Genomic DNA, 26,155 nt, shown 5'->3' with positions numbered 1-26,155 from the left:
TATCACGCGGGGGGTTTTGTGCCGCTCCGGGCCTTGAGCGCCTTCTTGTCGACCTTGCCGCGGTCGTTCTTCGGGAGGTCGTCGACGAGCTCGACGACGCGTGGATACTTGTATTTCGCAAGCTTTCCGCGCACGTGCTCCTGCACCTCCTCGGCGGTGACGCGGTGGCCGGCGCGCACGACGACGAAGGCCTTCGTCTTCACGAGGCCCTCCTCATCCACGCCGATGACGGCGCAGGCCGCGATCGCGGGGTGCTCGAGGAGACACTCCTCGACCTCGAGCGGCGCGACCCACTGCCCGCCGACCTTCAGGAGGTCGTCGGCGCGACCTGCAAAGTACAAGTATCCTTCCTCGTCGACCTTGAAGAGATCGCCGGTCCGGCACCAGTGGCCGTGGAACACGCGCCAGCTCTTGTCGCGATCGAGCCAGTACTGCTGCGAGACGCTGTCGCCGCGCACCCAGAGCACGCCGATCTCGCCCGGCGCGCACGGCGCGGCGCCGGGGCCCTCCGCGTCCTCCGGCAGCACGCGCAGCTCGTAGCCGTCGACGACCTTGCCGAGCGAGCCGGGCTTGATGTCGCCGGGGCGGTTCGACGCGTAGATGTGGAACATCTCCGCCGAGCCGATGCCGTCGTAGACGTCGCTCGACGTGCGCGCGAGCCAGCGGCGGAGGAGCGGCTCCGGCAGCGCCTCGCCGGCGGAGAGCGAGAAGCGGATGCTCGCGAGATCGAGCCCGGGCTTGCCCGCCTTCTTCAGCTCGTCGTCGTGCTCGAGGAGCTTGCCGAGCATGGTCGGGACGTTCGTCGCGATCGTCGCCTTGTACGTCGTGATCGCGCGCGCGACGCTCTCGGGGGTGGGGCGCTCGCTGAAGAGGCCCGTCGTCGCGCCGACCGCGAACGGGAACATCAGGTTCGTGCCCGTCGCGTAGCCGAAGAAGAGGCGCGGCACGCTCACGGTGACGTCGTCCTTGCGATAGCCCACCGTGCGCTTCGCGTAGACCTCGGTGTTGAACGCGAAGTCGCGGTTCGTGTGCACGTTCGCCTTCGGCTCGCCGGTGGAGCCGCTCGTGAAGAGCCAGATCGCGGGCTCGTCGCGGTGCACCTTCACCAGCTCCGCCGGCCTCGCGGATGCGAGCGCGGGCGCGAGCTCTTTGATTTTGTCGTCAAACACGAAATCATCGATTCTCGCCTCGGGATCGGAGCCGGTCGCGGCGTCGGGGACGACGAGCATGACTTGCACCTCGCTCGCGGCGGACGAAACGAGCGGGCGGAGCAGCGCCGCGACCGAAGGCACGGTGACGATCGCCGTCGCGCGCGTGTAGCCGACGAGGTACTCGAGCGTCTCCGGCGGCGCGAGCGGGTTGCCCATCGCGATGACGGCGCCGCGACCGAGCGCGCCGAAGAAGGTCCACGCGAACGGTGGCACGTCGGGGAGGACGACGAGCACGCGCTCGCCGCGGCGGACGCCGTTCGACGCGAGCACGTCGATCATCCGCCGCGTCTTGTCGGCGACGGAGGAGTAGGTCCAGCTCCGCTCTCCGAAGAGGATCGCGTCCTTCGTCGCGAAGCCCTCGTCGAGCCGGTCGAAGAGGAAGTAGCGCGCGAGGCTGAGGTCTTCGGGGAACGAGATCGACGTCACATCGAGGGGCTACTCGAAGACGCAGCGGAAGCCAATGGCCCAGTAGCCGTTCGCGTCGGGGCCGCCGCTGCCGTTCGCCTGCGGCCACAGCTGGGTCTCGGGCACACCGGAGACGCCGGCGGGCGGATGGCTGTCCTCCCACGACGCCGTCCACGCGAAGCGGCGCGGGTTGTCGTTGACCCACGGCATCACGTTGCCGATGAGGTCCTGGACGCCGTCCTGGTTCGCGCCGGCGGGGAAGCGGCCCGGCGGCGAGACGAACCGGGTCTGGTCCTGGGTCGTGCTCTGCGGGAGCTGATAGTTGTAGGTGTGGTTGGCCGGGTTGCTGCCCGACTTGAACTGGAAGCTCGGGGTGTCGCCCCACGGCCACCGCGTCGCGCCGCCGTTCGTGCGGAGCGACTTCAGCTCGGCGTTCGACATCAAGCGGCCGCCGTCGAACACGCAGAGCGCCTGCGCGAGGTGCCACGAGACGCAGTTCAGCGCCTTCTCGTCGAGGACGTCCTGCGGGTAGGACTGCTTGTCGACGTTGCCGTCGACGTACTGCCGCTCCGGCGTCCAGTACGTGCGCGAGCCGCCGCCGCTCTGCGTGATCCGGCAGCCGCGCTTGGCGGCGGGGCCCATCGACTCGAGCGCCTCGTCGGGCGAGCCCGGGAGCTCGCTGTTCCAGGCGCTGTTCCAGCCCTTCGGGTTGCTCTCCGCCCACAGCTTCAGGTTGCCGTTGTAGCGATCGATGAACGCGCGCATGCGACCGGCGGTGACCTGGTACTTGTTGACCTTGATGCTCTGCGACTGCACCACCGTGCAGCAGCTCTCGTGCTTCTTGTCGGCGGCGCTGGTCTCGCCCGAGCCGCACGTGTCGCCGCCGAAGTGGCTCACGCAGCTCTTGAACTCGACGCACTTCTTCTCGTAGCCGCACGCGTCGCTCGCGCAGTCCGTGTTCTTCTCGCACGCCTTGTCGAGCGCGCACTTCGGCGCCGCGACGCCGCCGCAGTCGACGTCGGTCTCGTCCGCGTTCTTGAGCCCGTCGTCCGGCGAAGGCGCCTTGCACGTGCCGCTCGTGCACGAGGCGCTCTCGCAGTCGTCGTTCTCGTCGCAGCTCTTCCCCTCCTCGCACTTCGGCGCGCTCTTGCCGCCGCAGTCGACGTCCGTCTCGTCGCCGTCCTTCTTCCCGTTCTCGGGATCGGCGCCGGCGACGGTCGTGCACTTGCCCGACGTGCACTTCAACGAGGCGCAGTCGCCGTCGTCGACGCACTGCGCGCCCGCCGCCTTGCCGTCCGGGTTCGGGACCACGGCAGCGGAGTCCGCCGTGAGCCCCGAAAACGTGGTGCAAGCCGCGAGCGCACCGATCGCAATTAGAGCAATCGTGATCGCCGGCGAGCGGACCATGCCCACTACTCCTGCAATAGCCAGACCCGGCTGGAAGGCGCCGGAGAGGGGCCCCAGAGCGCGGCCGCCACAGCGGGCGCGAAGCGCCCCGAGTCTTCGAGGGCCGTGCTCTGGGGTGGGGGTGTCGGGGGCGAAGCCCCTGACGTTGAGAGCCCCTGCTGGATCGCAGCCGGTCCATCAAGACGTCACCGTGATCGCGATCGGGTCCGTCATCGGCCCGCGGTTGCCGGCGAGGTCGTAGGGGCGGAGCGCGTAGCGGTAGGTCCCGCCGCCGACGACGCGCGTGTCCTCGTAACGCGTCGAGACGGCGCGCACGCTCGCGTGATGGAGGAGGAGGCCGCTCGCGCCTTCGCCGCGGAACACCTGGTAGCCGTACATCGCCTCGTTGTCGGTGGCGGCCTGCCAGCGGAGGAGGACGCGGCCATCTTTGCATTCTGCACGCAGCTCGGCGCCGCCCGGCGGGAACGACGGCGGGATCGCGTCCGCGCTCTCCGGCGCTTGGCCCGTCTTCTTCGGCCACAGCGTGCAGTCGACGCGCTTGAAGCTCTCGTCGAGCGCCTTGCAGACGTTGCCGTAGATGCAGCGCACGACCGTGTCCTCGCGCCCGGCGCGCCACTTCCGCGGGAGGTCGGGGTCGGCGAGGAGCGCGCGCGCCATGCCGACGAGGTCGCCCTGTCCGCGGAGGACGACCTGCATAGCGAGCTCGAGCGAGCCGATCTTGCCGGCCGCGACGACGGGCGTGGCGTGCCCCGCGCTCCGCAGCGCCGCGCGCACGGCGTCGGGGATGTAGAGGTTCGCGCCGTCGGGGTACGCGTTCCCCGGCATGCAGCGATCGCCGGAGTAGCCCGTGTACGGATAGAGCGGCTCGCCCTCGATCACGCGCGCGTCCTCGAACTTGCCGCCGGCGGAGAGCGAGATGTAGTCGACGCCCGCGCGCGCGAGCTCGCACGCGATCGGCCCCGCGTCGAGGACGGTGTAGCCGTTCCGGATGCACTCCTCGCCGAGGAAGCGGACGCCGACCATGAAGTCGGGTCCGACCTCGGCGCGCACGCGCGAGACGACGCGGAGCGGGAGCCGCAGGCGGTTGGCGAGCGAGCCGCCGTACTCGTCCTTCCGCGGATTGAGGCGGGAGAGGAACGACGAGAGCGTGTAGGCGTGCGCCATGTGGAGCTCGACGCCGTCGAACCCGCAGCGCCGCGCGCGCGCCGCCGCCGCGCCGTACGCGTCGACGACGCCGTCGATCTCCTCGCGCGACAGCATGTCCACCGTCTGGCGCCACCCCGACCGCGAGATCTTGAGGAAGTGGATGATCTGCGGCACCACCTTGCTCGGCCCCGCGTCGTGCACGCGCGCCGCGAGATCGGCGAGGCCGGGGACGTACTCGTCGGACGAGATGCGGAGGAGGGGCCCGCTCTTCGCGCCGTGCACCGCCATCGCCTCGACGACGACGAGGCCGACCTCGCCGCGCGCGAACCGCGTGTATCGTGCACGGATGTCGTCGTTGACGAGCCCGTCCTCGCCGGAGAGCCGCGTCACCATCGCCGGCAAGACGAGCCGGTTCGGCAGCGTGACCTGGTTGATGCGGAAGGGCTCGAACAGCGCGCTCATCGTGAGCGGCGCATCTTAGCCGCTACGTGATATGCTGCGCGCGTGCGAAGGTCGGGCGTCGTCCTTGCGCTCTTGTGCGCATGCCAGTCGGACTACGCGGAGGCTCCCGTCGACGCAGGTCCGGCGCCGGCGGACGACGCGGGCGATCCCATCGTCGACGCGGGCGGATCCGTCGACGACGCGGCGACCACGCCGGAGGCCGGCGCGCCGAGCGACGCGGGCGCCGACGCCGACGCGGGCGCCGACGCAGAGGCCGGCTCGCCCTGCCCGATCGGCTTCGAGCTGGGCACGAGCGGCTGCGTCCTCGCGAACCCGTTCGTCGATCCGAGCTTCACCGGCGTCCCGGCCGGAGCCTGGACGGTGTCGGGCGGCGCGACGATGAAGACCGATCTCGGAGTCGCGCGCCTCGCCGACGTCGCCACCCCTCGCTACCACTACGGCGCCGTCGCGCAGTCGATCGTGCTCCCGCCGTTCGCGGAGACGGGCCCGCTCGCCTGGTTGGGCGACGTCATGGTTGTCTCGTCGAAGAGGAACGACTACCCGCTCGTGCCGTTCATCGACGGAGTCGCGATCCTCGACGCTCGCTCCCGGTCCTCCTTCGTGGGCACGTGGTCGGACACCACGCGCGTCTGTCTCGGCGAGGCCGCGTACGGCAAGAAGACCAATTTTCTGGTCAGCACCGGAGACCTCTTCGACCGCATCGACGTCGACGACTTCCGCGTCGTCCCGGACCCGACCTGCCCTCGCCCCGGCGTCCTCGCGAACGGCGACTTCGAGACGGCGGGCGGGTTTCAGATCGCCGTTCCCACCACCATCAACGTGGTCCCCGGCGCCGGCACCAACGGGAGCCGCGCCGCGAAGTGCCTCGTGAGCGAGTCGGGCAGCAACGGCGTCATGTTCCAGGCCGTCTCGATCCCGAAGTCGGGCGTGAACGCCGTCACGATGCGCACGTACGGCACCGGCAACGTCCACGTGCTGCTCGACCAGCGAGAGCTCGTGCGGCTTCGATCGGATCCGTCACGGACGACGCAGACGGTGTGCCTGCCGCGCTGGACCCACGGCGTCGTGAGCGAGCTCGCGATCGGGTGCGCGCAGGACAGCTTCCGCGCCCCGGGCGAGGCTCCGAGCGAGGTCGCGATCGACGACGTCGCCTTCGCCGAGGTCGCCGCCTGCGACGGCGACGCGGCGGTCACGAACCTCGGCTTCGAGACGAGCGGCGATCCGGTCTTCGGGTGGTTCGTCACCGAGCGGGCCGGACACTTTGCCGGGCGCGCGACGGCGTCGCCTCGATCGGGGTCCGGGTACCTCTCGCTCCAGACGTCGCCGGACGTGTGCGGATCGGTCCGGCCTTGGGAGCCGCGGGCCACGCTCGTGACGACGGTCCCCGCGTTCACGGACACGGAGGGGCCGGCCGTCCGCTTCTGGTACCGCTACCAGCCGGACGCCGTCTCGGTCGCGACGGTGTCCACCAACCCGGTCCACCGCCACGAGCTCGCGCCCGCGACGACGTGGACCCAGCACGTCGAATGCATCCCCCCGCTCCACACCGGCTCGCGCTTCACGCTCCACTTCGAGCTCGACGGACGGGTCAACGGCTGCACCGGCGCCACGCTCGACGTCGACGACATCGAGATCGTCCCCGACCCGACCTGCCCGAGCGAGTGACGGTGCGCGTCAGCGCGATCGAACGAGCGCGCCGCCGATGATGAGCTTCTGGATCTCGGTCGTGCCTTCGTAGATGCGGAGCGCGCGGATCTCGCGGTAGAGCCGCTCCACCACCGTGCCGTCGACGACGCCGAGGCCGCCGAAGAGCTGCACGCCGCGATCGACGATGCGCTGCGCCGCCTCCGTCGCGAACATCTTCGCCATCGCGACCGACACGCCGTCGCTGCGCGCGCCCAGCGCCTCGTGGTCCTTCTCCCACGCCGCGCGGGCGACGAGGAGGCGCGACGCGTCGAGCTCCGTCGCCATGTCGGCGAGCGCGGCCTGCGTGAGCTGCTGCTCCGCGAGCGGCTTGCCGAACTGCACCCGCTTCTTCACGCGCGCGATCGACTCGTCGAGGGCGCGATGCGCCATCCCGATCGCGGCCGCGCCGACGGAGGTGCGGAACACGTCGAGGGTGCCGAGCGCGAGGCGGAGCCCCATCCCGACCTCACCGACGAGCGCGCTCGCCGGCACCTTGCAGCCGCGGAACGCGAGGCGGCCGAGCGGGTGATCGACGTGGAGCGCGATCGGCTCGGTGACGAGGCCCGGCGCGCCGGCGTCGACGAGGAACGCGCTGATCCCCTTCTTGCCGGCGGACGGGTCCGCGTTCGCGAAGACGACGTAGTGATGCGCGATGCCGACGTTGGAGATGAAGACCTTCTCGCCGTCGAGGACCCAGTGCTCGCCCTCGCGGCGCGCGGTGGTCTTCATCGCCGCGACGTCCGAGCCCGCCTCCGGCTCCGTGAGCGCGAAGGCGCAGACGCGCGTGCCGCGGGTGACCTCGGCGAGGATCGCGGCGCGCTTGTCGGTCTCGTTCGCGAGCGTGAACGGATACGAGCCGAGGCCCTCGACCGCGAAGATGGAGTCGGCGGTGCCGGAGACGTACGCGAGCGCCTCGCGCGCGACGGAGAGGGAGCGCACCGAGATGCGCTCGGCGCCGGGCACGAGCAGCTTCGTGAGCCCGAGCTCGGCGAGGCGGGGGATGACGCGCTTCGGATCGTGGAGCCCGACGTCGTCGTCGCGGAGATCGGCGAGGCTCGCCCCGAGCGCGCGATGTCCCTCCTCGAAGAACATCGGGAGCGTGGACCAGGAGGAGGGGGACCTGGCGGGCGCGGTCATTTCTTGCCGCCCGCGTCGAACGGGATCGTGGACCCCTGGAAGACGATCGGCTTCTTCGCGACCCACGCGTCGTACGAGGTCCGGAAGTCGGGGTGCTGCATGCAGATCGCCTGCACCTGCGCCTCGGCCTCGATCGCCTGATCGAGGGTCATCGTGAATTCGCTCTCGAGCATCTGCTTCGTCATCGCGTTCGCGAACGCGGGGCCGGACGCGAGGCGCTCGGCGAGCGCGCGCGCGGCGGGGACGCACTCCTCGGCGGGGACGACCTTGCCGAAGAGCCCGATGCGGTGCGCCTCCTCCGCGCCGATGATGTCGCCGAGGAAGAGGAGCTCGCTCGCGCGCCCGAGGCCGACCACGCGCGGGAGCAAGTACGTCGCGCCCATGTCGGCGCCAGAGAGCCCGACCTTCGGGAAGATGAAGCCGATCTTCGCGGTCGCGCTCGCGACGCGGAAATCGCAGGCGAGCGCGATGACGGCGCCGGCGCCGACCGCGGTTCCGTTCACCGCCGCGACGACGGGCCTCCGCAGCGCGCGGATGTTGCGGATGAGCGCGCCGGTGACGCGCGTGAACGCGACGAGCCCCTGCATGTCGCGCGCGAAGAGCTCGCCGATGATGCTCTCGACGTCACCGCCGGAGCAGAACGCGCGCCCCTGCCCCGTGACGACGACGGAGCGGACCGCGCTCTCGTGATCGAGCGCGGCGAACGTGTCGCGGAGCTCCTCGTAGACCTCGAAGGTGAGCGAGTTGAGCCGGTCCGGGCGACAGAGCGTGATCGTGGCGACGCCGCTCGGCGAGAGGTCGTACGCGAAGGTCTTCGGGTTGATCGTCATGGCGTCGTCCTCTCGAGGTGATCGCGGAGGCTGCCGAGGAGGCGGCGGAGGTCGCGGCGCTCGGCGGCGGGCATCCCGTCGATGAGCGCGTTCACGTGCTGGGTGTGGATCGGCAAGAGCGAGCGGATGAGGGCGCGGCCCTCCGGCGTGAGCCAGACGCGCGCGACGCGGCGGTCGCTCGGCTCGGCGCGGCGGACGACGTGACCGTCACGCTCGGCGCGATCGACGAGGCCGGTCACGTTCCCCGCCGTGACGAGGAGGTCGCGGCTCAGCGCGGCGAGCGTCTGCCCGTCGCTGCGGTTGAGGCTCGCGAGGAGATCGAAGCGCGCGAGCGTCATCCGGTCCTCGAGCTCGCGCCGCAGCGTGCCGAGCATGAGCGCGTGGCAGCGAAGGAGCCGGTACCAGAGGCTCACCGCCTCGGAGTCGCGCGGCCACTCGCTCTCCGCGCGGCGCTTGGCGGCGGGCACGGGCGTCTTCTTTCGCTCAGGCCGGGAGCACCGCGACGCCCTCGATCTCGACGAGGGCGCCGGGCTCGAGGAGGCCGGCGACCTTCACGAGCGTCATCGCGGGGTAGAACTTGCCCATCCGGGCGCGCCAGCCTTCGCCGATCGACGACGTGGCCGCGCGGTACGCGTCGAGGTCGGTGACGAACGCGGTGAGCTTCACGATGTGCTCCGTCGCGCCGCCGGCCTCGCGGACGACCGCGATGACGTTGTCGAGCGACTGCAGGAACTGGGTCGCGAAGTCGGGGCTGACGATGCGCGCGTCCTTGTCCCACGCGATCTGGCCGGCGATGTAGAGGAGGCGCCCGGTCGCGACGATGCCGTTCGAGTAGCCGCGCGGCTTCGGGAAGTGCGACGGCATGATGACCTGGTGCGCCATGGGACTCTGCCTCTCCTTCCCGACGGGATTAGGATCGATCCCTTCAGTTGTAAAGCATCCCGGGGCTCAGGCCTTCGCCGCGCGGCGCAGCCGGTCGGCGATCGCCCACCACGCGACGTCGCCGTCGGGCGGCGCCTCGATCACGAGGAGATCGACGCCGGCCTCGTCGGCCTCGTGGAGCGCGGAATACAGTCCGCGCGCGTACCCCGCGGGCTCGTCCGGCAGCACGATCAGCGGCTCGCAGCCCGCGGCGTCACTCTCTCCTGAGGTGGTCGCGACGATCGCGGCGACGCGGAAGCTGTTCGTCGCGGCGGGGACCGTCGCCTCCGCGACCGTCCACCCGACCTGACCGCGCGGCGCGAGGACGACGCGCGTGCGCGGCGCGTAGTGCTTCGCCGCCATGCCGGGCGCGGGGCGCGGGCCTTCCGCGATCGTGCTCGTCGCGTCGACGGTGTGGGGATCGATCGCGCGGAGCGCTTCGAGCGTCACGGCGCCGGGGCGGAGCACGCGGAGGGGCTCGTCATGCGCGCCGACCGCGACGACGGTCGACTCGATCCCGTGCCGGCACGGCCCGGCGTCGAGGACGAGGTCGACGCGATCGCCGAGCGATCGCACGACGTGCTCGGCCGTCGTCGGCGACACGTGCGTGTGCGCGTTCGCGCTCGGCGCGGCGATCGGCTCGCCGGCGGCGGCGATGAGCGCGAGCGCGACGGGGTGCACGGGCGCGCGGAGGCCGACGGTGGCGAGGCCGCCGCTCACCTCCGGCGGCACGTGCGCCGCGCGCGGCACGACGAGCGTGAGCGGCCCCGGCCAGAACGCCGCCGCGAGCGCGGCCGCGCGAGGGCTCCATTCCGCCGCGAGCCCGCGCGCCATCTCCTCGCCGTCGACGTGGAGGATGAGCGGGTGTCCGCCGGGGCGCCCCTTCGCCTCGAAGATCCGCGCGACGCTCGCGGGATCGAGCCCGCGCGCGCCGAGGCCGTACACGGTCTCGGTCGGAAACGCGACGAGCCCGCCGGTCCGCAGCACGTCGGCCGCTTCGGCGACGGCGACGGGATCGGGGGTCACGGGGTCGACCTTCGAGACGCGAGGCACGTCGCGCACGGTAGCTCAAATCTCGGCTACGTTGTCCGCGTGAAGGTCGAGGTCGTTGGACTCTTCGTTGTGGCAGGGCTCACCGCGCTCGCGGCGTGCAAGGGCGGGACCGCGCCGAAGCCGATCGCGGTGCCGGCGTCGAGCGCGTCCGCCGACGGGGGCGCGCCGGCGTCGTTCGCGACGACGCCGCCGCCGAGCGGTCTCCCCGCGATGGCGTCGATGCCGCCGCCCGGCGTCGCGGGATCGAAGAAGGCGAAGGTGAAGGCGGACGGCGCGCTCCTCGCGTGCGGCGGCCAGACCTCCGCGCAGGCGAAGGATCCGGCCGCGCTCGTGAAGAAGATCGGAGAGGGCTGCGCGGCGAGCTCGAAGATGAAGCCGGTCGGCGCGCTCCTCCGCGGGACGCAGGCGGACAAGGACGCGCACCAGGACCAGAAGTTCCGCGCCGAGGCGAACCACTGCTATCGCGTGTACTTTGCAACCGACGAATCAGTGAAGGACGTCGTCGTCGTCCTGCGCGACTCCGCGGGCGACGTCGTCGCCGAGGCGCCGGGCCCCTCCGCGCCTCAGGGCGGCGCCGCGTGCTTCACCGCCGCGGACGAGGTCACCCTCACGGTCGGCGTCGGCAGCGGCAAGGGCGCCTGGGCGGCCCAGGTCTGGAGCGACTGACCTGACGCTGCTCGAGAAGATGAAGCGCTACGGCTCGCGGTAGCCGTCGTCGCTCCCGTCGTTCCCTCCCGGGGGTGGGGCGGTCGTGCAGGCGGGCGCGCACAGCGCGGCGCGGACGGAGCGCTCTCGGCGCGGGAGCTCCTCGTCGCGGAGCCAGCGCGAGAGCTGCGTCTCGCCGCTCGTGTTGCCGTCGTAGTACGAAGGTGCGTTGGCGGGCGCGATGTGCTGGAACGAGAGCGACCCGCCGGAGTGCTCGCCGCCGTGGCAGCCGTTGCACGTCTCGCCGCTGAGCCGCGCCCGCTCCGTCTCCGAGAGCGTCCGCGACGTCCAGCGGAAGCTCGCGTTCGGGACCGGCGCCGCGCCGGCCTGGAACGCGGAGGGCAACGCGAACGAGCGGTCGGCGATGCTCGCGCGATTGTCCTTCGCCCACGCATCGAGCGATGCGCTCCCGTTCAGCTCGATGCGCGGCGTCGTCGCGATCGGCACCTGCACGAGCGCCCCGCCGGCGAGCGCGAAGTCGCGCATCTCCCACGTCGCCCCGAACGCGCGCTCGTTCGTGCGCACCTTCCACGTCGCCGGCGGCGACGCGCCCACGATCGCGTCGGTGAGCGCCTCGAGCGCGGCGTTGTAGCCGTCGCCGAATTTCTGCTCGCCGAGCGCGTGCCACGCCTCGGTCCACGCGCGCGGCGTCCGCGTCGCAGGCCAGGGGATCTCGACGATGATGGTGAACGCGAACGACGCGCCGTACACGAAGCGGAGCTCTCCGCCGGCGCCGGCGCAGCCGTCGTCCTCCGCGCGGAGATCGGGCCGATTCACGATCGCGAGCAGCCGCAGCGCGAACGGATCGCCGAGCACCTTCGCGGCGTCGGGCCGAGGTGTCACCGGCGCGCGCGCGGGCCCGACCTCGGTCACGGTGCGCCATTGATCGACCCAGGCGTAGGTGAACGAGGCCGCGGCCGCCTCGCTCCCGGCGAGCTCCGTCATGCGCGCGCGGAAGCTCCACGCGGGCCGGCGATCGAGGAGGACGCTCTGCTGCGTGATGACGAGCTCCTTGTCGCGGACGATCGGGAGCGAGCACGCGTCGCCAGCGCCGGGGACGCGGGTGTACTCGGTCTCGCCTCCTTCTCCCGGCTCCGCCGGCTCGGCGGGCAGCCGCGGCACCTCGGGCCGCGCGCGCGACGATCCGTGGCTTCCCACCCCATCGACCACCTCGATCTCACACGCCGCGAGCAAGAGGAACGAGACACCGACCAACCGACGCACCATGATGACCTCCAGGAAAAGGACGAGAGCCGCCGTTCGTGCGACCAACCGCACGCCCGCCAAGAGCTTCGACGCCGCCGCGACCGCGGCCGCAGCCGCTATTCGAGAGTCTGCAAGAGCCGAATGGCTTCTTCGCGGCGGTATCCGCCGTAATCGCCATTCGCAAAAGGCTTTAGCGCATGAACCGCTTCCGTCTTCCGACCAAGCCGAACGAGCGAAAGCGCCCGATTGTAACGAGCCTCGAGCACGAACTTACCATTCGTCCCCGCCGCCGCGAGGTACCTGTCCCACGCGACGAGCGCCGCCTGCGGATCGCGCCGCTCGAAGTGCGCGTCATGGGCCTCGCGGTACAGCACGTCAACATCGGACGCCCCCGCCGGCCCTAGAGCCCCGCCCAAGCCACGACTCGACGACGCAGCCGCGGGTCCGAGCGCGGGCGCGGCGGGCGCGGGTCCGAGCGGGGCCGCGGGTCCGCGCGCAGGCGCAGCAGGCGCGGATCCAAGCGCGGGCGCGGCAGGCGCGAGCGCGAGCGCGGTGGGGGTGGTGGACCCGAGCGCGGCGGAGGCGGCAGGCGCGGCGGGAGCGAGCACGGCGGAGCCGAGCTCGGAAGGCACGGGTGCGGAAGGCACGGGCTCGGAGGGCGCGAGCTCGGAGGGTGAAGGCGCGTCGGTTTCGGCGGCGCTCTCGGTGCTTGTCGCGGACGGAGCGCGTGGCGGCAGCCCCCATCCTGCCGGAGCGGTTGTCGACGGTGCGGGGGACTTCGCTTCGCGCGTGTGCTCGACGTCCGCGTGCGTCGCGAAAGCGACGAGCCGCGCAAGCTGCCCCGACGCGCTCGCCCACGCGGTGAGGACGAGAAACGCCGCCGCGAGCGGCCACGCAATCCACCGCACGCGCGCACGCGCCCCGGTCCGTCCACCGCCGCGAAGCGACCGCTCGATCCGCGCCAGCGTCTCCGCCGCAACGAGCTCCCGCACACTCACCGGCGCCGCATCCCCCACCGCCCCCACGCGCGACGCCGCATCCCTCAACGCGCCCTCACTCGCGCGCGCCCCCGCACCCTCGACCGCACGCTCACGCGCACGCAACGCAGCATCCTCCGACGCACGCTCACGCGCACGCAACGCAGCAGCCTCCGACGCACGCTCACGCGCGCGAGACGCAGCATCCTCCGCCCGATCGCTCGCACGAGGCGACGTCGACTCGAAGAGCGCACGCTCACGCGCGCGCGACGCAGCAGCCTCGGCCGCACGATCGCTCGCGCGCGGCGACGTCGGCTCGAGGAGCGCACGATCGCCCGCACGAGGCGACGTCGACTCGACGGTCGCACGATCGCTCGCGCGCGGCGACGTCGGCTCGAGGAGTGCACGCTCACTCGCGCTCGATGCAGCAGCCTCGACCGCACCATCGCTCGCGCGCGGCGACGTCGGCTCGAGGAGTGCACGCTCACTCGCGCTCGATGCAGCAGCCTCGACCGCACCATCGCTCGCGCGCAGCGACGTCGGCTCGAGGAGTGCACGCTCACTCGCGCTCGATGCAGCAGCCTCGACCGCACCATCGCTCGCGCGCGGCGACGTCGACTCGAGGAGCGCACGCTCACTCGCGCTCGATGCAGCAGCCTCGACCGCACCATCGCTCGCGAGCGGCGACGTCGACTCGAGGAGCGCGCGGTCACTCGCGCGCGACGCAGCAGCCTCCGCATGGTCGCTCGTGCGCGGCGAGAGCGGCTCGGCGAGTGCGCGGTCGCTCGCGCGCGGCGATGTCGGTTCGGGGAGCGCGCGGTCGCTCGGGCGCGGCGCGGTCTGGTCGCGGAGGGCGCGGGTGGCGATGGTGAGCAGGTCGTGGGTCATGAGGCCTCCGCATTGGCTTGGCGCTGCGGGGGACAGGGATGAAGGCGTCGTAGGTGAGAAGGCCCACCAGCGCCCCACGCGACGAGGCCGAAACGGGAGAAGACGTCGTGCGGGCCCAAAGAAAAATGTGTGCGACGACACGGACGTGTCGTGCTCGCCGAGTGGCGATTCATGGGGCCTCCTTCGCGCGCGGCGTGGTCGGGGCCAGGCGCTCGAGCTCCGCGCGGAGCTTCTTCTTCGCGAGGTGGACGCGTGCGCGGACCGTGCCGTCGCTCGTGTCGAGCATCTGCGCCGCCTCCACGCTCGTGCGCTCCTCCACCTCGCACAGCACGAACGCGACGCGCTGATCGAGCGGCAGCGCGTCGAGCGCGCGGGTCAGGAGCGTCGCGAGCTCCGCGCGCTCCGCCGCTTCGTCCGGGCGCGTGGGATCGGGGCGCGGCTCGAACGCGAGGCCGCTCTCCGCGCGACGACGGCGCTGCGCCGTACGCACGTGGTTCTGCGCCCGCCGCGCCGCGATCGCGATGAGCCACGTCCGGAGCGAGCACTGGCCTTCGAAGCGACGCATGGAGTCGGGGAGCGCGACGAAGACCTCGTGGACAAGGTCCTCCGCCGCCATGCGATCGCCGACGAGGCGCTCCGCGAACGCGCGGACGTGGGCGTGGTGCGCGCGATAGGCCTCCACGATCGCGTCGGGGTGGCCCCGCGCGATCCGATCTTCGAGTGCCTCCGCCAGAACGGATTCGCGCGCCACGACGGTGGGCCAGAGCATCACAGCTCGACCCCGGCCACAAACTCGGGACCGATGCGGATGAGCGCGCGGTCTCCGTCGTCGAGGAAACGCACCTGCGTCAGGAGCCCCGCGCCGGCAAAGACGCTGAAGTGCTCGACGAACCGCCACCCCAACATCGCGCGGAGGCGCGGCTGGAGCAGGTGCTGGTGGTACGTGTTCTGGCTGCTCGACGGGATGGACCGCTCCGGCGCGTAGAGCCAGGAAAACGCCAGCTCCGTGTCGAGATAAGGGCCATTGTCCACCGCGCGAAATGGGATATGTCCGCCGATCGTGAATCCGGCGCCGTAGAAATCGTGCTGGTAGGCACGGTGGTAGTGAAGTGACGGCATCGTGTACGTGTGCCGCGTCGCGAGCTTCAAGCCGAGGTTCGCGAAGGACGCGTTCGACGACCAGGCTCGCGGGTGGATCCCGCCGTCCTTCGTGATGCTCGCGAGGCCGACCGGGACGCCGTCGATGCTGTCGGCGACGTTGACGAGACCCACGGTGGCGCCGCGCACGTGACCGCCGACGTTGACGAGACCGACCTGCGCGCCGTCGAGATCGCCCGACAGGTTGACGAGCGCGACCTGTCCGCCGCTCGCGCGTCCCGCCGTGTTCACGAGCGCGGCGGTCTGGATCCCCTCGAGCGCGCCGGCGCGGTTCACGAACGGCGCGACCTGCCAGCCCGCGGCCGTGCCGCCGACCACGTTCGCGATCCATCCGATCTGAACGCCGGAGGCGTCGCGCCCGACGACGTTCGCGCCGCCGAGCTGGAAGCCGTCGAGCTCACCGATGCGGCTCGAGAACAGGTTCCAGTCGAACTTCGTCTTCACCTGCGGCCGCCCGAAGTTCGTGGCGAGCGGATAGATGACGCCGAGGTTGAAGTCGCGATCGTTCGGATCGCGCGCCGGCGGCGTGGGCCGATCCGCGCCCGGCGACGACGGCGTCGAGGGCTCGATCGGAGGCGGCAGCGGCGGCAGCGCCGCGGGCTCGGCGGGCTCGACGGGCGGCGGTGGCTTGGGTCCGAGCAGCTCGTCGGCCTCGTCGCGCGCGAGGTTCCCCGCGAGCAACGCCGCGTCGCGCACGACGTCGTCGACCTTGTCCGCTGCGCTCACGACACGGCTCACGGTCCCTCGCTTCGGTCCGTCCCAGGTCACCGCCAGCTCGCGCGTGGCCGCGCGGTAGGTGACGGTCACGACGCCGCCGGCACCGCCAGCGCCTGCGTCGATCGCGACGGGCTTCTTCAGCTCGGCGGCGATGGCGTCGCGGAGCCGTTCCTTCGGGAGCTCGTCTCCGTGGACGAGCAACAAGATCGCGTCCCCCTGCGCCCAAGCCGGCGCCGCGAGGAGCAACACGAACGCCACGAAGAGCGCCCGCAGTGCCGATAAGAGATAAGCCACGCCCCTTCGTAGCCGCCCCGCGAGGAATCGTTAACGGGCCGGTTCGATTTCTGCCGGCGCGCCGCTATCGGCACGGATTACTTCAGCTTCGACCTATTCGTTCGGCGTGCAGGAGAACTGGATGTCCCAACTGGTCAGGCTGGGCGTCGCGGCGCCGTTGGACGTCGGGTTGATGGTGATCTCGAGCTGGAGCGCATTCCTCTGCGGGTTGGGGAGCGCCGCGTTCAGGTCGAACGGCGCCGAGGGCGGCACCACCTCCGTGGCGTTGGTGGCCGTCGTGAGGCTCGCGTAGGCCTCGGCGCTGAGATCGGCGATCGTGTCGGCGGTGCGCGCGCGGAAGACGATGTTCGCGTCGTCGGGGATCGTCGAGTCGTAGGAGAAGAACATCCATTCGACCGCTGCGCCGGTGTACGCGCTGCAATCGCCCTCGTACTCATAGGTGAACGTCTGCGGCGTGTACCCTCCGGCGCAGCCGCCGGTGATCTCGATGATGGCGTTCGGATCGCCCTGGATGGTGCTGCACGTCGACGGGCAGATCGTCAGGTTCGACGGAGTGGTCGGATTGTCGAGGTAGAACTGGTTGCCTGACGTGCAAGCTGCGGCGTTGCCGACCTTGTTGATCGTGCTCCCCGGGGGATTGCCGTTGGGAAGGTAGACGGCCCCGACGTCGTCGGGATCGACGGCGGCCGGATTCGGGATGGGCACGTCGCAGGTCAGGACGGCGTCCGCGATGCTCGACAGCGCGTTCGTTACCGCCGTGTTGAGATTGGCCGCGGGGACGGTTGTGAGGTTGAAGGACGTCGTGCCGCCGGCCGTGGCGATGCTGTTGAGCAGACTGACGCTCGCTCCAGGCATCGCGATGGTGTAGGTCTCGACGCCGAGCGTCGTGTACGCGGTCCCTACCGGTCCATTGATGTCCGTGTTCGTGCCTCCACAGTTGGCGTACGTGGTGGCTGCGCCGTCGCTGATGTAGACAGCGACCGTCTTGTGATCCGGATGGGCCGTTTGCCAGTCGCTCGCCGCCTTCGCGAGACCCGCCACCGCCGCTCGGTGGGGCGTGCCCGCGCCGCCCGGCGCGGAGTTGGGGAGCATGCCCTTCATCGTAGCGATGTGCGCGCCCACGAGCGGGGATGGCGTGGTAGCGAAATTGGAGCAGTTGGCGGTGCTGCAAGACGAATCGTTGCAGTTGGACCCACCATGGGTGCCGTACTGGCGCATGGTGAAGTTGATCGGGTTCGACTGCGTGCTGTCGAAGAACGACTCGAGCGCGTTCTTGGTCGAGGTCCAGAGGCTGGGCGCCGGTGTGGTGTTCATCGATCCCGAGTTGTCGAGCATCATGAACATCGTCACAGGGCGGAGGGCCTGGGTCACGCTGGTCGCCAAGCACTTGCACTCCGCGTCGTTGTAGGCGACCGAGTAGTTGTTCCCGCATGACGTCTCCGTGACGGAGCCGGGCATACCGGACGGGTTGGCGTAGACGAGGTAGGTGCCGCCCGTCACGTTGCAGCCGGTGACCTGGCGGCACCCCCCCGGCGGGATCGCCTGACCCGTCGTGCAGGTGCTGTGGACCGTTCCGCCCGGGCCGCCGTCCGGCAAGGTTAGCGGCGAGCAGCTCCCCATCGTGCTCTCGGAGGCCCCCGAGACGACGATCACCGACACGCCCGGCGGGGCCGCGACGCCGCCGCGGTTGCAGACGGTGATGGCGTCGGGGTCGCAGATGGGCTGCACGGTGAGGTCGGCGTTGGGAGCGGTGTTGACGAACTCGCCCGTCCCCCACGGCACACACGTCCCGGACGAGCAGTGGTGGTCGAACTGGCACTGGTTGTCGTTCGTGCAGGACGCCCGGAGCCCCGCGTCGATGTAGCTCTGCGGCAACCCTTCCACCGGGCCGCCCGGCGTCGGCGCCGAGCCTGCCGCTTGAAGAGGTGACGGCGGGACTTCGTCCTCGAACGCCTGGCAGTTCGGGTTGCAGGAGTTGTGCGTGCACGCTCCCTGGGTGCCGAGCGCCGCCGCTTTCGTCTTGAACCCCGTTCCGAACTGGCTACGCCCGCACTCACCCCACGAACCGCCGCGACACACCTGTTCGCCCGAGAAGCAGTTTTTCGCGTCGATCGACACCTTGCACGGTTGAACCGCGCCTTCCACGCACGGTTGTAGGGGCGTGGGATCGGGGGGTTTGGCGAGATCGCCCCAGTCGTCGGCGGCCGGGGGTCGGCCGTCCCCGCAGGCGAACAGCGCGATGATGAAGGACACGACCACGGCCAGAACGCCGTGCCTCCGCCACCTAGTCATTGTGGTCCTCCATCATCGGATCTCCGCCGACTCACGTACTCTATCGTGGAATGTGCGACACGGCGCAACGAGAGCCGCTGCAAGAAAGCATCTTTCGAGCCGCCTCCATAGGGCCCGCTCCCACCAGCAAAAAAGCGCGTGGATGCAGGATGGCGCTACGCAACTTCTGCAACGCCGAAAAGAGTTTGCGAGGTCACTTCCTCCGCCGAAAGCGTGTAGACAGCACGGCGACGGCGACCGCCGCCAGCCCACCTAGTCCACCTCGAAGTCCAGGCGTCGGCCCGACCGCGCACGCGCAGCCGCTGCCCCGAGCCACGATGTCGCCGGCCTCGCGGCGACCGACGCCCGCGTCGTCGCCGGCGGCCCCCGCATCGCTGACGTCCATCGCCCACGCGGGCCTGGGGTACTTCGTGAAGTCGGCCGACGCTTCGCGGGCGGCGGTGAGCACGAGGTCGCGGTGCCGGTCGAGGCGCGTGTAGATCGAGCCGAAGCAGTGCTCTCGATCCTCTCCACCTCGCGAGAAGACGCCGAGGAGGAGCGCCTCGCCCCGGTCGAAGGCTCCTTGCTCGAACGCACCCGAGCCGCTGTCGCCGGAGCAGACGCCGCTACCTCCCACCATCTCGGACGGGTGCACGTTGGCGCCTGGCGGGCAGTCGAGGTTCGCCTCTCCCGGGACGCACACCACCGGGATGTTCTCGAGCACGCGGCGTGCTCCAACGCCCTCGTTCGTCGCCGGTCCCGTCGCGCCGTAGCCGAGCGCGACGAACCTCCCGCGAAACGCGGGATCCGACGCCGCGCGCGAGAGCTCCGGCGTGGCGGGCACGACCTCCTCGGGCGTGACGAGATCCGCTAAAACAAGTAAAGCGATATCATTGCCACATGCACTATTTTCGATTGAAACGATGAAATCGTCGACGTTGTGCCACCCCGCCCCGCCGCGATCGACCGTGGGGCGGGTGCCGATCGCGAGACGACCAGGCTCGTCCTGGCCGAACGTGGGGCCGTCGGCGCAGTCGAACGTGCTCGGCGCGTGCGCGATGCAGTGGCGCGCCGTCACGACGAGGTTGGGGAGGAGGAGCGTGCCGGTGCAGACCTCGACGCAAGCGCCGTCGTCCCCCTCCCGGCAGACGGCGACGGCGTAGCTGCTCGTCGTGTCGACGGCGCCTCCCTGAATGGCCTGCGTCACGCTCCCCCCTCGTTCCTCGTGCCCGCCGCACGCCAGCGCGAACGCGAGCGCGCCGACGGCGCCTGAACGACCGATCCGACGTCTCGCCGTCGTGGCTACTTCAGCTTCGACCACGCGGCGTCGATCTTGTCTTGCCAGGTGGCCAGGATTTGCTGCGCCTCGATCGAGGCGAGCGGGAAGCTCCAGGCGCGATCGCGGTAGCGGGCTTCGAGGCGCTTCGCGGCTTCGGTCTCGCGCTTGCGGGCGCCGGACCAGAAGAGGGCGTGGACGTCCTTGCGCTCGACGTCCTCGAAGGCCTCCTCCTTCTGCACCTGGTCCATCAGCGAGATCACCACGTCGTGCTTCTTGCCGCGCAGCGACTCGACGTCGTCGCCGCGTGACGCGGCGTCGATCATCCGCACGAAATGGTCGGCGCTCTCCGCGACCCACGCGAAGACCGGATCGTGCTCCTGGAAGCGGAACACCACCGGCGCCGCGATGCCGGTCGCGAGCGCGGCGGGGTGCGCGAAGAGGCCGAGGTGATTGCCTCGCTGATCCCCCGCGGCCGGCTCCTCCGCGAACGGCACGAAGACCGGATCGGTCCAGAGCGCGAGGTGCGTCCACGCGTCCGCCCACTCGAGCTCGAAGAGACGGAGGTCCGGCTGCGACGCCGTCTTGCGGGTCGAGATGCGCGCGGAGTCGTCGACCGCCGCGATCGTCGACGCGAAGGCCGCGACCTCGTCGCGAGGCATGCGGTCACGCAGCGCCTTGATCGCCTCGATGCCCATCCCGATGTCCTCCGCCACCTCCCACGGGCGCCGGAGCGCCGCGAGATCGACGTCGCGCTCGCGGCGCATCTTCTTGATCTCCGCCTCGATCGCGGCCCGCAGCTGCGCGCGCTGCTCCTCCGCCTTGCGCGCGTCGGTCGCGCGATCGGAGGTGACCGCGCCGGTGGAGCTCACCACCTTCGCGCGGCGCCCGCCGAGCGGGTGCGGGGCGAGCTCGACGACCCAGACCTCCGCGCCGACGGCGGGGCGAATGTTGACGCAGGCGGAGTGGCCGAAGCGGACCTCCTCCCCCGACGCGAGCTTGATTCGTCCTATCGAGTCGTCCGGTTGCCAGCTCGTGATGGTTCCGCGGATCGGGAGCTCGGACGAGGACATTGCCAAGACTTCATTCGGCCTCATCCAGCGCCGACACGCAAGCCTCGATCGAGCCAAGGAGCGCGTGGCATTACTCGTGCCGGAGAGCGACGATCGGGTCGAGGCCTGCGGCCCGGCGCGCGGGGAAGAAGCCGAACGCGATGCCCGTCAGCGCGCTCGTCATCACCGCGACGGTGAGCGCGGTCGGATCGAGCTTCATCGGCCAGCCCAGCGTGTCGCCGAGGAAGTGGATCAGGCCGACTCCTGCGAGCGCTCCCGACACCCCGCCGATGAGGGCGAGGAACACCGCCTCCACGAGGAACTGCGTCATGATGTCGTTGGCGCGCGCCCCGATCGCCATCCGGATGCCGATCTCGCGCGTCCGCTCCGTCACCGAGACGAGCATGATGTTCATCACGCCGATGCCGCCGACGACGAGCGAGACCGCGGCGATGCAGACGAGGAGGACCGTGAGGAGCCCGTAGATCGCCCCCTGCATCGCCTGGAACTCCTGCTGCGTGCGGATCCAGAAGTCCGGCTCGCGCCCCTCGATGATGCGGTGACGCTGGCGGAGGATCGAGTCGATCTGCTGGACCGCGCGCTGCGTGGTCTCCGCGCTCGTCGCGGAGATGAGGAGCACCCCGGCGAACCCCGGCGCCGTGCGCATGAGGCGGCCGCGCATCGAGCCGATCGGGAGGAGGACCATGTTGTCCTGATCGCCGCCGAACGGGGCCTCGCCCTTCGACTCGAGGACGCCGACGACGCGCCACGAGTAGCGGCCCATGCGCACGTGACGGCCGACCGGGTCCTCGTTGCCGAAGAGCTTCTCCGCGACGGTCGAGCCGAGGATGCAGACCTTCGCCTTCGTCGCCTCGTCGTGCTCGTCCCACTCCGCGCCTCGCGCAACCTTCCAGTTGCGGACCTTGAAGAAGGAGCGGTTGCCGCCGATGAACTGCGTGAGCCAGTTCTTGTCGCCCGCCATCACCTGGCCGCCGGAGCGGAGCGCGGGCGTGAAGGCGCTGACGCTCACCGCCTCGCGCAGGATCGCCTTGCCGTCGTCCTCGGTCAGGCGCACGCCCGAGCCGAGCGCACCGCGCGCGCCGGAGGCGGCCGCGCTCTGCGGCGACACCATGATCACGTTCGAGCCCATGCCCTCGATCTGGGAGGACACCTGATCGCGCGCGCCCGCGCCGAGCGCGGTGACGGTGACGACCGCCGCGACGCCGATGAGGATGCCCAGGATCGTGAGGCCCGCGCGCAGCGTCGAGCGCGTGATCGACAGAATGGCCAGTCGGACGCCGGTGAGGAGCGCGGAGAGCATCACTCCGTCCTCAACGCGTCGATCGGATCGAGCAGCGCCGCGCGCCGCGCCGGCAGGAAGCCGAAGACGACGCCGATGACGGCGCTCGTCACCGCGGCGACGCCGATCGACGCGGCGGTCGGGGTCGCGTTCCAGCCGAGGGCGCGCCCGAGCGCGATCGTCGCGCCGGAGCCGATCGCAATACCCAATATGCCGCCCGCGAGCGACAGCACGATCGCCTCGACGAGGAACTGGACGAGGATGTCCTGCCCTCGCGCGCCGATCGACAATCGAATACCGATTTCGCGCGTCCGCTCGGCGACCGAGACCAGCATGATGTTCATCACGCCGATGCCGCCGACGACGAGCGAGACGGCGGCGACGGAGAGGAGGAGCGCGGAGAGCACCTGCGCGATCGCCTCCTGCTTCTGGCGGAACTCGGACTGCGTGTTCACCGAGAAATCCGCCTCGCGCCCGTCCGCGATGCGGTGGCGCTGGCGCAGGATGGAGGTGACCTGCGCCTGCGCGCGCGAGGTCGTCTCGACCGAGGTGGCCGAGGCGAGGAGCATGTCGACGCGACCCGGCGAGGTGCGCATCACGCGGCCGCGGAAGCTGCCGATCGGCATGAGGAGGCGGTCGTCCTGGTCCTCGCCGAAAGGGGAAGTGCCCTTCGGCGCGAGCGTGCCGATGATGCGGTATGGATAACGGCCAATCCGGATCGTGCGGCCGACCGGGTCTTGATTGCCAAAGAGCTTCTCCGCGACCGTCATCCCGATCACGCAGACCTTCGTCTTCACGAGCTCGTCGCTCTCGGTCCAGAGCTCGCCCTTGCCGATGCTGAAGCGGCGGATCGGGAAGTAGCTCGTCGTCGTGCCCACGAGCGAGGTCGAGACGTTCTTATCGCCGTAGACGACCTGCCCCATCGTCGAGAGCCACGGCGCGACGCCGGCGACGCTGACCGCCTCGCGCGCGATCGCGCGGCCGTCCGCTTCGGTCAGGCGGCCGGTCGCCTTCGCCCGCGCGCCCGACGTCTGCACGCTCTGCGGGTTGATGAAGAGCATGTTCGAGCCGAAGGCGTCGATCTGATCGCCCACGCTCGCGGAGGCGCCGCCCGCGAGCGCGGTGACCATCACCACCGCGGTGACGCCGATGAGGATGCCGAGCACCGTGAGCGCCGCGCGCAGCTTGTTCCGCACGATCGCGGACAGCGCGAGCCGGACCGCGCCGAGGAACAGCGTCATGCCGGCTTCTCGTGGTCTCGCTTGACCGGGGCGAAGAGCGGCGTGACGAGCGCGATGACGAGGTAGCGCGCGAGCGCGGCGGTCGCGAGGCCGAGGAGGACGACGCCGATCGCGAGGGCGACGCCGCTCGAGGAGAGGGACTCGAGGCGCGCCTCGACCGCCTTGCTCCACGGCATGAGGCCGAAGGCGGTGAGCGGCGCGAGGACCACCGCCGCGCCGAGCGTGTACGTGAGCGCGACGCGCACGCGCTGATCGCTCGTGAGCGGGCGCGGCATGCTCCGCCGCGCCCACCACACCGCCGCGAGCGCCTCGAACACGAACGCGAACGCGTACGGGATCCAGCCCGATCTCAGGTCGAGGATCGCCGACTCGTAGAGGCCGCCGAGCCAGACGCCGAGGAGCGCGCCCGCCATCATCGCGAGGTAGAGGAGCTTCGGGACCGGCCCGCCGAGGCGGCGCCGCTCCGCCGCGGCGGGATCGTCGGCGTCGTCGCTCGCCGCCGCCGACGTGTCCGGCGGCGGGAGCTTCTCGAGCTCCGTCGCGGCGTCGACCGGCTCGTCGCGCACGTCGCTCACGATGCGGCCGTCGCGGAAGGTGACGACGCGCGACGCGCACGCGGCGATGTCGTGCTCGTGCGTGACGAGGACGATCGTGATGCCGCGATCGCGATTGAGCTTCTGCAAGAGCGCGAGGACCTCGAGGCTCGTGCGCGTGTCGAGGTTGCCGGTGGGCTCGTCGGCGAGGAGCATCGGCGGGCTCGTGACGAGCGCGCGCGCGATCGCGACGCGCTGCTGCTGGCCGCCGGAGAGCTGGTTGGGTGTATGGTGCACGCGTTCGGCGAGCCCGACCGCGTCGAGGGACTCGAGCGCGCGCCGGCGGCGCTCCTTCACCGAGACGCCGCGATAGACGAGCGGGAGCTCCACGTTCTCGAGCGCGGTCGTGCGCGGGAGGAGGTTGAAGCCCTGGAAGATGAAGCCGATGAGGCGGTTGCGGAGGATCGCGCGCGCGTCGCTCGAGCGCTCGCCGATGTCGAAGCCGGCGAGCTCGTAGGCGCCGCGGGTCGGGCGATCGAGGCAGCCGAGGATGTTCATGAGCGTGCTCTTGCCCGAGCCGCTCGTCCCGACGATCGCGACGAACTCGCCCTGCGCGATCTCGAGGTCGATCTCGCGCAGCGCGCGCACCACCCCCGCCCCGGACTCGTAGTCCTTCGAGAGGTGCTTGCAGGCGATCAGCACGTCCATCAGAAGGGCTTCTTGGTCTTCTTCTGGTTCGGATCGTCGGTCTCGTCGGTGACGAGCTTCGCGTCCGGCGGGAGGCCGCCCGTCACCTCGGTGTTGATGCCGTCGGTGATGCCGATGGAGATGAGCTTCTGCTCCGTCTTCTCGTCGCCCGGCTTGTCGTTCACGAGGAGCCACACGCGGCCGTTGCCCTTCGTGAGCGGCGGCTCCGGCGGCTGCGGGATCGGCTTGCCGTTCGGGCCCATCGGCGGCGTCGGCTTGTAGCGGAGGGCGGCGTTCGGGACGCGGAGCGCGGCCTTCGCCTCCTTCGTCTTGATCGTCACCGTCGCCGTCATGCCGGGGCGGAGCTTCTCCTCCGGGTTCTCGACCTCGACGACGGCGGAGTACGTGACGACGCCCGCGGTCGTGGTCGGCGAGTAGCGGACCTGCTCGACCGAGCCCTTGAACGTCTCGCCGGGGAACGCGTCGACGACGGCCTCGGCCTCCATCCCCTCCTTCAGCTTGCCGACGTCCGCCTCGTCGACGTCGGCCATCACGCGCATCTTCCGGAGGTCCTGCGCGATGACGAAGAGGACCGGCGCCTGGAAGCTCGCGACCACGGTCGCGCCGGGATCGATCGAGCGGTTCACGACGACGCCATCGACCGGCGAGTAGATCTTCGTCCAGCCGACGTTGGTCTGCGACTGCTGGAGCTGCGCCTGGATCGCGCCGACCTGCGCCTCCGCCGCGAGCGCTTGCGCCTTCGACACCTCGGACTGACCGTACGCCGTGTCGAGCTCGCCCTTCGAGGCGAGGCCCTGCTCGTAGAGGCGCTTCGTGCGCTCGTACGTGATGCGCGCGGCCTCGGCGTTCGCCTTCGAGCTCTCGACCGACGCTCGCTGCGCGGTGACCTGCGCCGACACCTGGCTCGCGGCGGCGCCGTATTGCACCGGATCGATCTCCGCGAGGAGATCGCCCTTCTTCACGACGGAGTTGAAGTCGACGTAGACCTTCGCGATGCGGCCGTTGACCTGCGAGCCGACGTTGACCTGGAGCACCGGCTGGACCGCGCCCGTGGCCTGCACCTTCTCCGAGACGTCGCCGGTGGTGGGTGCCGCGGTCACGTACCGCGCGGGCGGCAGCGGCCGGTTCTTGGCACGGTAGGCGAGCCCGCCTCCCACCAGCACCGCGACCACGCCGAGCGCGGCCAGACGACGAAGCCAGCGGCGGCCCCCCTCCTCCGCCGCGAGGGCGCGGCGAACATCCTGAGTAATTGCAGCGCGTTCCGTCATTGATAAGGAGGCCTTCCGGGCGGGCTAAAAGGTCGCCGGGACCATAGTTATTCCCCGCCGGGGAACCAAGCTCTGCGGAGGAAAGGCTCCCTATCCCCACCGATGACGCTCGGATGCGGCCGGTGGCGATCTTCCACCCAAGCAAAAGGCTTTGTCTTTTGTCACACGGCTCGTGGACACGGTATCGTCGCTGCCTCTTCTCGGCGTTGCTGCGAATGGGGAGCCCGAAGGGTTCTTCGGGCTCTTCTCCTCCTCGTCGGAAGCTCGGCCCAAGCCGCTGCCGAGGCGGCAAACGAAGAGCCC

The 26,155-nt window shown here is 70.8% G+C and carries 21 protein-coding genes; 2 read left to right on the top strand and 19 right to left on the bottom strand.

All coding sequences use genetic code 11. The features are described 5' to 3' along the window. Window positions 1–2 precede the first annotated feature (2 nt). The 3 genes from KF837_43370 to KF837_43360 form a co-directional block, all read right to left on the bottom strand. Window positions 3–1,637, bottom strand: a complete 1,635-nt coding sequence (locus KF837_43370; protein MBX3234213.1) for a benzoate-CoA ligase family protein — start codon at window positions 1,635–1,637, stop codon at window positions 3–5. A 9-nt stretch (window positions 1,638–1,646) separates the two neighbouring features. Continuing rightward, window positions 1,647–3,023, bottom strand: coding sequence for an SUMF1/EgtB/PvdO family nonheme iron enzyme (locus KF837_43365; GenBank protein ID MBX3234212.1), 1,377 nt, complete (start codon window positions 3,021–3,023; stop codon window positions 1,647–1,649). Window positions 3,024–3,200: 177 nt separating this feature from the next. Further along, window positions 3,201–4,631, bottom strand: a complete 1,431-nt coding sequence (locus KF837_43360; protein MBX3234211.1) for an NADH:flavin oxidoreductase — start codon at window positions 4,629–4,631, stop codon at window positions 3,201–3,203. Between the two features lie 42 nt (window positions 4,632–4,673). On the opposite strand from KF837_43360, the gene KF837_43355 reads away from it, so the two are divergent. Then, entirely contained in the window at window positions 4,674–6,296 is a 1,623-nt protein-coding gene (locus KF837_43355; protein MBX3234210.1) for a hypothetical protein, read from the top strand. A gap of 9 nt (window positions 6,297–6,305) precedes the next feature. Here the strand turns inward: KF837_43355 and KF837_43350 are convergent, their stop codons facing one another. The 5 genes from KF837_43350 to KF837_43330 form a co-directional block, all read right to left on the bottom strand. Continuing rightward, window positions 6,306–7,454: an acyl-CoA dehydrogenase family protein gene (locus KF837_43350; GenBank protein ID MBX3234209.1), complete on the bottom strand. Its 1,149-nt coding sequence runs from the start codon at window positions 7,452–7,454 to the stop codon at window positions 6,306–6,308. Next, window positions 7,451–8,284 (bottom strand): enoyl-CoA hydratase family protein, encoded by an 834-nt coding sequence (locus tag KF837_43345; GenBank protein ID MBX3234208.1) that lies wholly within the window; start codon window positions 8,282–8,284, stop codon window positions 7,451–7,453. Before KF837_43345 ends, KF837_43350 begins: the two co-directional genes overlap by 4 nt. Next, a complete protein-coding gene (locus KF837_43340; GenBank protein ID MBX3234207.1) occupies window positions 8,281–8,658 on the bottom strand; it encodes a MarR family transcriptional regulator in 378 nt (125 codons plus the stop codon). The genes KF837_43345 and KF837_43340 overlap by 4 nt, the downstream gene beginning before the upstream one ends. 109 nt (window positions 8,659–8,767) lie before the next feature. Next, the gene (locus KF837_43335) at window positions 8,768–9,166 is read right to left on the bottom strand and encodes a RidA family protein (GenBank protein ID MBX3234206.1); all 399 of its coding nucleotides are present in this window, start codon (window positions 9,164–9,166) and stop codon (window positions 8,768–8,770) included. A 66-nt stretch (window positions 9,167–9,232) separates the two neighbouring features. Further along, complete coding sequence (locus KF837_43330) at window positions 9,233–10,231, bottom strand: threonylcarbamoyl-AMP synthase (protein ID MBX3234205.1); 999 nt, start codon at window positions 10,229–10,231, stop codon at window positions 9,233–9,235. 66 nt (window positions 10,232–10,297) lie between these two features. Between KF837_43330 and KF837_43325 the strand changes: the two genes are divergently transcribed. Beyond that, the gene (locus tag KF837_43325; GenBank protein MBX3234204.1) at window positions 10,298–10,924 is read left to right on the top strand and encodes a hypothetical protein; all 627 of its coding nucleotides are present in this window, start codon (window positions 10,298–10,300) and stop codon (window positions 10,922–10,924) included. A gap of 27 nt (window positions 10,925–10,951) precedes the next feature. Here the strand turns inward: KF837_43325 and KF837_43320 are convergent, their stop codons facing one another. The 11 genes from KF837_43320 to KF837_43270 form a co-directional block, all read right to left on the bottom strand. Beyond that, the gene (locus KF837_43320) at window positions 10,952–12,190 is read right to left on the bottom strand and encodes a hypothetical protein (GenBank protein MBX3234203.1); all 1,239 of its coding nucleotides are present in this window, start codon (window positions 12,188–12,190) and stop codon (window positions 10,952–10,954) included. A 95-nt stretch (window positions 12,191–12,285) separates the two neighbouring features. Further along, on the bottom strand, window positions 12,286–13,272 hold the full coding sequence (locus tag KF837_43315) for a hypothetical protein (GenBank protein MBX3234202.1): 987 nt from the start codon (window positions 13,270–13,272) through the stop codon (window positions 12,286–12,288). A gap of 931 nt (window positions 13,273–14,203) precedes the next feature. Then, on the bottom strand, window positions 14,204–14,803 hold the full coding sequence (locus tag KF837_43310) for an RNA polymerase sigma factor (GenBank protein MBX3234201.1): 600 nt from the start codon (window positions 14,801–14,803) through the stop codon (window positions 14,204–14,206). Further along, entirely contained in the window at window positions 14,803–16,203 is a 1,401-nt protein-coding gene (locus KF837_43305; protein ID MBX3234200.1) for a hypothetical protein, read from the bottom strand. Before KF837_43305 ends, KF837_43310 begins: the two co-directional genes overlap by 1 nt. A 93-nt stretch (window positions 16,204–16,296) precedes the next feature. Then, window positions 16,297–18,456: a hypothetical protein gene (locus tag KF837_43300; protein MBX3234199.1), complete on the bottom strand. Its 2,160-nt coding sequence runs from the start codon at window positions 18,454–18,456 to the stop codon at window positions 16,297–16,299. A gap of 232 nt (window positions 18,457–18,688) precedes the next feature. Then, window positions 18,689–19,681 carry a trypsin-like serine protease gene (locus tag KF837_43295; protein ID MBX3234198.1) on the bottom strand — a complete coding sequence of 331 codons (993 nt, stop codon included), beginning with the start codon at window positions 19,679–19,681 and terminating at the stop codon, window positions 18,689–18,691. Window positions 19,682–19,776: 95 nt separating this feature from the next. Further along, window positions 19,777–20,823 carry a hypothetical protein gene (locus KF837_43290; GenBank protein ID MBX3234197.1) on the bottom strand — a complete coding sequence of 349 codons (1,047 nt, stop codon included), beginning with the start codon at window positions 20,821–20,823 and terminating at the stop codon, window positions 19,777–19,779. A gap of 70 nt (window positions 20,824–20,893) precedes the next feature. Continuing rightward, complete coding sequence (locus KF837_43285) at window positions 20,894–22,123, bottom strand: ABC transporter permease (protein MBX3234196.1); 1,230 nt, start codon at window positions 22,121–22,123, stop codon at window positions 20,894–20,896. After that, window positions 22,123–23,343 (bottom strand): ABC transporter permease, encoded by a 1,221-nt coding sequence (locus tag KF837_43280; GenBank protein MBX3234195.1) that lies wholly within the window; start codon window positions 23,341–23,343, stop codon window positions 22,123–22,125. Before KF837_43280 ends, KF837_43285 begins: the two co-directional genes overlap by 1 nt. Then, on the bottom strand, window positions 23,340–24,584 hold the full coding sequence (locus KF837_43275) for an ABC transporter ATP-binding protein (protein ID MBX3234194.1): 1,245 nt from the start codon (window positions 24,582–24,584) through the stop codon (window positions 23,340–23,342). Before KF837_43275 ends, KF837_43280 begins: the two co-directional genes overlap by 4 nt. Then, window positions 24,584–25,852, bottom strand: coding sequence for an efflux RND transporter periplasmic adaptor subunit (locus KF837_43270; protein MBX3234193.1), 1,269 nt, complete (start codon window positions 25,850–25,852; stop codon window positions 24,584–24,586). Before KF837_43270 ends, KF837_43275 begins: the two co-directional genes overlap by 1 nt. Window positions 25,853–26,155 lie beyond the last annotated feature (303 nt).

The organism is Labilithrix sp. (genome assembly GCA_019637155.1).
Taxonomy (GTDB): Bacteria; Myxococcota_A; Polyangia; order Polyangiales; family Polyangiaceae; genus Labilithrix.
This window is presented reverse-complemented; position numbering and strand designations above follow the sequence as displayed.

Bases quoted from the DNA above. Each gene is read 5' to 3' on its own strand.
- KF837_43350 (MBX3234209.1), bottom strand. From the start codon at position 7,454: ATGACCGCGCCCGCCAGGTCCCCCTCCTCCTGGTCCACGCTCCCGATG.
- KF837_43285 (MBX3234196.1), bottom strand. From the start codon at position 22,123: ATGCTCTCCGCGCTCCTCACCGGCGTCCGACTGGCCATTCTGTCGATC.
- KF837_43270 (MBX3234193.1), bottom strand. From the start codon at position 25,852: ATGACGGAACGCGCTGCAATTACTCAGGATGTTCGCCGCGCCCTCGCG.
- KF837_43280 (MBX3234195.1), bottom strand. From the start codon at position 23,343: ATGACGCTGTTCCTCGGCGCGGTCCGGCTCGCGCTGTCCGCGATCGTG.
- KF837_43365 (MBX3234212.1), bottom strand. From the start codon at position 3,023: ATGGTCCGCTCGCCGGCGATCACGATTGCTCTAATTGCGATCGGTGCG.
- KF837_43310 (MBX3234201.1), bottom strand. From the start codon at position 14,803: ATGCTCTGGCCCACCGTCGTGGCGCGCGAATCCGTTCTGGCGGAGGCA.
- KF837_43360 (MBX3234211.1), bottom strand. From the start codon at position 4,631: ATGAGCGCGCTGTTCGAGCCCTTCCGCATCAACCAGGTCACGCTGCCG.
- KF837_43290 (MBX3234197.1), bottom strand. From the start codon at position 20,823: ATGTCCTCGTCCGAGCTCCCGATCCGCGGAACCATCACGAGCTGGCAA.
- KF837_43340 (MBX3234207.1), bottom strand. From the start codon at position 8,658: ATGCTCGGCACGCTGCGGCGCGAGCTCGAGGACCGGATGACGCTCGCG.
- KF837_43275 (MBX3234194.1), bottom strand. From the start codon at position 24,584: ATGGACGTGCTGATCGCCTGCAAGCACCTCTCGAAGGACTACGAGTCC.
- KF837_43320 (MBX3234203.1), bottom strand. From the start codon at position 12,190: ATGGTGCGTCGGTTGGTCGGTGTCTCGTTCCTCTTGCTCGCGGCGTGT.
- KF837_43345 (MBX3234208.1), bottom strand. From the start codon at position 8,284: ATGACGATCAACCCGAAGACCTTCGCGTACGACCTCTCGCCGAGCGGC.
- KF837_43335 (MBX3234206.1), bottom strand. From the start codon at position 9,166: ATGGCGCACCAGGTCATCATGCCGTCGCACTTCCCGAAGCCGCGCGGC.